Source organism: Candidatus Zixiibacteriota bacterium (assembly GCA_040752815.1).
Classification (GTDB): domain Bacteria; phylum Zixibacteria; class MSB-5A5; order GN15; family FEB-12; genus JAGGTI01.
In genome coordinates this window covers 1-4,638 of record JBFMGC010000093.1, presented here as the reverse complement: position 1 = coordinate 4,638, position 4,638 = coordinate 1, and the positions used below count along the sequence as shown (strand labels likewise).

At 56.6% G+C, this 4,638-nt stretch carries 7 protein-coding genes; 3 read left to right on the top strand and 4 right to left on the bottom strand.

Annotated features, from left to right (window positions below):
• The first annotated feature begins 2 nt into the window (after nt 1-2).
• The 3 genes from AB1772_13165 (at nt 3) to AB1772_13155 (ending at nt 2,372) form a co-directional block, all read left to right on the top strand.
• Nucleotides 3-233 carry a transposase gene (locus AB1772_13165; GenBank protein MEW5797291.1) on the top strand — a complete coding sequence of 77 codons (231 nt, stop codon included), beginning with the start codon at nt 3-5 and terminating at the stop codon, nt 231-233.
• A 202-nt stretch (nt 234-435) separates the two neighbouring features.
• The gene (locus AB1772_13160) at nt 436-894 is read left to right on the top strand and encodes a superoxide dismutase [Ni] (GenBank protein MEW5797290.1); all 459 of its coding nucleotides are present in this window, start codon (nt 436-438) and stop codon (nt 892-894) included.
• 143 nt (nt 895-1,037) lie between these two features.
• Nucleotides 1,038-2,372 carry a dicarboxylate/amino acid:cation symporter gene (locus tag AB1772_13155; protein MEW5797289.1) on the top strand — a complete coding sequence of 445 codons (1,335 nt, stop codon included), beginning with the start codon at nt 1,038-1,040 and terminating at the stop codon, nt 2,370-2,372.
• Nucleotides 2,373-2,593: 221 nt separating this feature from the next.
• Here the strand turns inward: AB1772_13155 and AB1772_13150 are convergent, their stop codons facing one another.
• From AB1772_13150 to AB1772_13135, 4 genes are all read right to left on the bottom strand, one after another.
• Entirely contained in the window at nt 2,594-2,854 is a 261-nt protein-coding gene (locus AB1772_13150; GenBank protein ID MEW5797288.1) for a hypothetical protein, read from the bottom strand.
• A 318-nt stretch (nt 2,855-3,172) separates the two neighbouring features.
• Nucleotides 3,173-3,682: a hypothetical protein gene (locus tag AB1772_13145; protein ID MEW5797287.1), complete on the bottom strand. Its 510-nt coding sequence runs from the start codon at nt 3,680-3,682 to the stop codon at nt 3,173-3,175.
• On the bottom strand, nt 3,679-4,203 hold the full coding sequence (locus tag AB1772_13140) for a hypothetical protein (GenBank protein MEW5797286.1): 525 nt from the start codon (nt 4,201-4,203) through the stop codon (nt 3,679-3,681). The genes AB1772_13145 and AB1772_13140 overlap by 4 nt, the downstream gene beginning before the upstream one ends.
• 7 nt (nt 4,204-4,210) lie before the next feature.
• Nucleotides 4,211-4,417, bottom strand: a complete 207-nt coding sequence (locus AB1772_13135; GenBank protein ID MEW5797285.1) for a hypothetical protein — start codon at nt 4,415-4,417, stop codon at nt 4,211-4,213.
• Between the last annotated feature and the right edge of the window lie 221 nt (nt 4,418-4,638).

Genomic DNA, 4,638 nt, shown 5'->3' with positions numbered 1-4,638 from the left:
CGCTGAAACGGTTTGCTCGTCAGCACAATATCCGGTTGGTCTGGACACCAACCTATGCCAGTTGGCTCAACGCTATCGAAGCCCATTTCGGCCCCCTCAAGAACTTCTGCCTCAACAACTCCGATGACCACGATCATACTTCCCGCCGACGCCGCATTTACCGCTACCTGACCTGGCGGAATAGAAAACACGCCCGCCCCAATGCCCCACTAAAACTATTTAGGAGATATTAGTTGGAATGGCACTAGCAAACCACGCGGGCGAGAACAGCCCGCATTGTCCGTCAGAATCTCCATCCCACCCAGGGGGCAAGCAACCATTGCGGGGCCGGGGATTCAGCACCACAAGTCTCCCCCGCTCGCGAACATTTACTTGCGCGACACTGTTCTGATAGGCGATTTGGCCTCTGTGAAACAAACTGAAAGGATTCACGCTATGATGAAACAGACTGTACTTTTCGCGATGGCTCTCGTTACTGTGTCCGCGGGCACGGCGTTCGCCCACTGCGAGATTCCGTGCGGCATTTACGATGACTCCGCGCGAGTCGTGCTCATGCAGGAGCATGTAACGACAATCGAGAAAGCGATCAATCAGATCGTTGAGCTTTCCGCCGCCGGCGAAAAGAACTACAATCAACTGGTGCGCTGGATTTCCAACAAGGAAGACCACGCCGACCAACTGCAGGAAGTCGCCACCCAGTATTTCATGTTCCAGCGGATCAAACCGGCCGACCCGAGCGACCAGATCGCCTGGAACAAGTACCTGACGCAGCTGACCCTGATGCACAGGATCACCGTGCACGCGATGAAAGCGAAACAGACTACCGATCTTGCTGAAATCGAGACGCTGCGCAAGCTGATCCAGGAATTCGCGACAGCGTATTTTGTGAAGTGATTGATTGGCGGGCTTGAAGCAAGCCCGCCCTACTACACTTGATGGCCGTCTATCTCAGCCCAAGTGTGGCTGACAGTGCTTACAATCCTTGCGCGTTATTCAACATTCCCTGATATTCGCATCACATTGACGATATCAGACCTATGACATTTGCTACCACCTCAACCGCCCCTCGCCGCAAGAAACCGCTCCACATGAAGATCTTCTACGGCCTATCGGTCGGCGTTATCGCCGGATTGGCAGTGAATCTTGGCGCGGGAGGTGATGACACGGCGGTCGCGTGGATTGTGCGGCATATCACTGAACCAATTGGTGCGCTGTTTCTCCGCCTCCTCCTCATGTTGGTCATCCCCCTCGTGTTCTCGTCGCTGGTGGTCGGTGTCGCCGGGATCGGCGATCTGCGCAAACTAGGCCGGGTCGGTCTCAAGACCTTCGCCTACACTGCGATCATCTCAGCCATTTCGGTCGTGATCGGTCTGACTCTGGCCAATACGATCAAACCCGGCAAACACATCGATCAGGTAACCGCGCTTCGTCTCGAAGAACGCTACGGCGGCGAGGCGGCTAAGCGGATAGAATCCGCGACTGCATCGAACAACGACTCACCGATGATGAAGCTGATCAAAACGATTATGCCGTCGAACCCGATCGCCGCGGTCGCCGGCGAAACACCGAACATGCTTCACCTCATGTTCTTCGCGCTGGTGCTTGGAATCGCCTGTACACTGGTACCCCCCAATATCAGCGACCCGTTTGTGCGCGTGATGGACGCGTTGTTTGCGCTGTCGGCAAGACTGATCGACCTGGTCATGCATATCGCCCCCTATGCGGTCGCCTGTCTGCTGTTTAACAACACCGCCCAGTTCGGGGTCGACTTGCTGCAGGCACTCGGTTGGTTTATGGTGACCGTACTGCTCGGCCTCGGCCTGCACATGTTCGGCGTCTACTCATTATCGATATCGTTGTTGTCGCGAATCAACCCGCTCGAATTCTTCCGGCGAATCAAAACCGTCATGCTGACAGCGTTTTCGACCTCATCGTCGAACGCCACCCTGCCCACCGCGCTGGCCGAGACCGAACGCAACTTAGGCGTGCCGCGCGAGATCAACTCGTTTGTACTGACAATCGGCGCCACCGCCAACCAGAACGGCACCGCGCTCTACGAGGGAGTCACCGTGCTGTTCCTGGCGCAGTTATCCGGACTGGACCTCAGCCTCGGACAACAAATCATGGTTGCGTACTTGGCGATACTGGGGGGGATCGGTACGGCAGGGGTGCCATCGGGATCGATCCCATTTATCATAGTTGTGTTGACGACTATCGGTGTGAACCCCGCACTGATTGCCATAATACTTGGCGTCGATCGCATCCTCGATATGTGCCGCACGACTCTCAACGTGACTGGCGACATCACTGCCGCGACCTATATCGCCCGCTCCGAGGGGCAGCTGGTGCTGCCGAAGAGAGAGCTGAGCTGAAACAACCATCGTGGGGGATCTTGTAGGGCAGGTCCGCTTCGAACCTGCCACGATCGAACGGGATGATTCGTAGGTCGGGTTCAGGCGGTGTGAGCGGAGCGAACGACGACCAACCCGACAATGCGGCCCAATCCAAAGCAGCAATCGCAGGATGAATAATGTCGGGTTTGCCGCTCCAATCGTCAATGCGGCGAACCCGACCTACGGTACTCCTCCTCGGCCTAGCGCTCCGGGAAGCCAAGGTTGTTGATCGTCAGGCGCGGCTTGACAATGATCGCGAGAAGATCGATCACCGGCCAGACGAAGCAGAAAAGCATGTACACGATCAGCCACAGCAACGGCGCACCGGTCTGGGTAAGCAACGTGTAGCACTCCCCCACCCGGTACCTGGAGATCGGCCCTATACCAATAACCTCCGCCGTAATGAAAATCACGGCGAGTACGGAGTTCTTCCAGATCGACAGTTTCGTGATCGTGTTCATGGTCTCGCCTTCCTTCCGGGCTGCAGCATCAGCCCACCTGCCGGCACTGCAACTTCTCTGCCGAAAAATCCGGGTGAAAGCGGACTTAAAGCTGCACTTTAACTGTTGACGCCAAAGCGGTGGGCGGCTGATTACGCGCGAATACGGCCCGGCTAAGGGGATTCCTGTCTATCTGCAGTGGGGTTCATGCCGGATGTGCAAAACTGCGTCGAACGGGCTAACTCAGGGTCATGTGGATGACAGAAGGTCTCGGCCCCCGCCCCTGCGGGCTGACCGACACCACAACGTGGGTTTTTTCAACTGGCCCCAAGCTGTGGGCTACCGGGTAAAGTGCCTCGGATCGTTCTTGTATTGCGTGATGATCTTGTCAAGCTCGTCCGCATCGGAAGGAGGATTTTTCACCCACTCAGGCGGGTCGGTCTTCGGCGGAAAGATACCAAGGTAGCGCTGGTACCATTTCCACTTCCGCTTCTCAATCTTGTACCACGCCTTGACCGCGCGCTCTCTCTGCTTTGCGACAGCATCATACGCTTCGATCTTCTGCAGCAGTATCTCCACACTCTGCCGTTTCTCCAGCGCCCGATAAAACGTAGCATACTCCTGAGGATTGAAAACGATTTGCGCCATCGGCTCAAAAAAGATCAGAGCCTGCGAGATTATAAAATTGGCCGGCTTGACCGACTCGCCGATCATGATCCCCGCCACCGTTCCGGCAGCGCCCCACTTTACAAACCACTTGGCGGCTTTATCAAGCACCGCCATCTCGTCCTCGGGCAGCGGCTGGAACGACGGATCATCTATCGGCGGCTCGCCCCGGAAGAAGCTCATCGGTCACTCCCCTCACTCGATGATTTCGCTTCCGTCGTTGCTGCATTCTCGTGTGACCGGGCGATTCGTTCACGCACGAACGACGTCACCTGTTCGGCGTTCCCCTCGAACATGAGGTACAATCCGCGGAAGTTTTCGAGCCGCGACGGCGTCACGAACGGCGAGAGCAGAATGCCCTTCTTGTCGGGATAGCAATTGCGGTAGAGCTTCCACTCCTTCACCAGTGTCTGGGTGGTACTTTTCACAGTAACTGCGCGATCGGTCAGCTTGTATTGAGTCGGAAAATAGAACTTGGCCAGTGAGCCGAGCATGATCACCAGCGCCAGTATGGTGAACCAGTGCGACTGCATCCAGCTATAGACGAAGACCGCCACCAGGACAACAAACAGGGTGACCGCGGCTGACACCAGCGGCTGGCGCTTGACCGGGTGAACGGTCCACTCCAGCACCGGGCCGGAATCTGCTGCCGCGACTCCCGCCCGCATTTCCGAGTCAACCGGTTGCTTGTCGGTGTCGGCCATGATCGAACTACTTCTTCTCCGGCAGGCGGTACCGCTCTTTCTTGACTGTTTCCATCATATCGATCAGTTCTTTCGGCTCGAACAGTTTCTTCTGGATCAGCAGACGAACCAGCGCCTCCTGTGCGAGATTATTCGACAGGGCAAGTTCCTCGTAGGACACGTCGATTTCCTTGCCGTTCATGATCATCTTGAGGGCGACATTTTTCTCAGCCATAGGCTTCTCCAGTTATAACAGGCGATGGTTCGTTCGGTTGGGGGTAATATAATCTGAAAGCGGCCAGGATCAACCGCGTGCCGCAAGCACAATCACTGCTCGCCGGCCTGCGGCGGGGCGGTATCTTCTTTGATCGAAGTCGGCGTACCGTTGACCAGTTGGTACAGCGGCAACTCGATATTCTCGCGGTGTTCGCCGAATGTCACCGGCCCGGCCGCTCC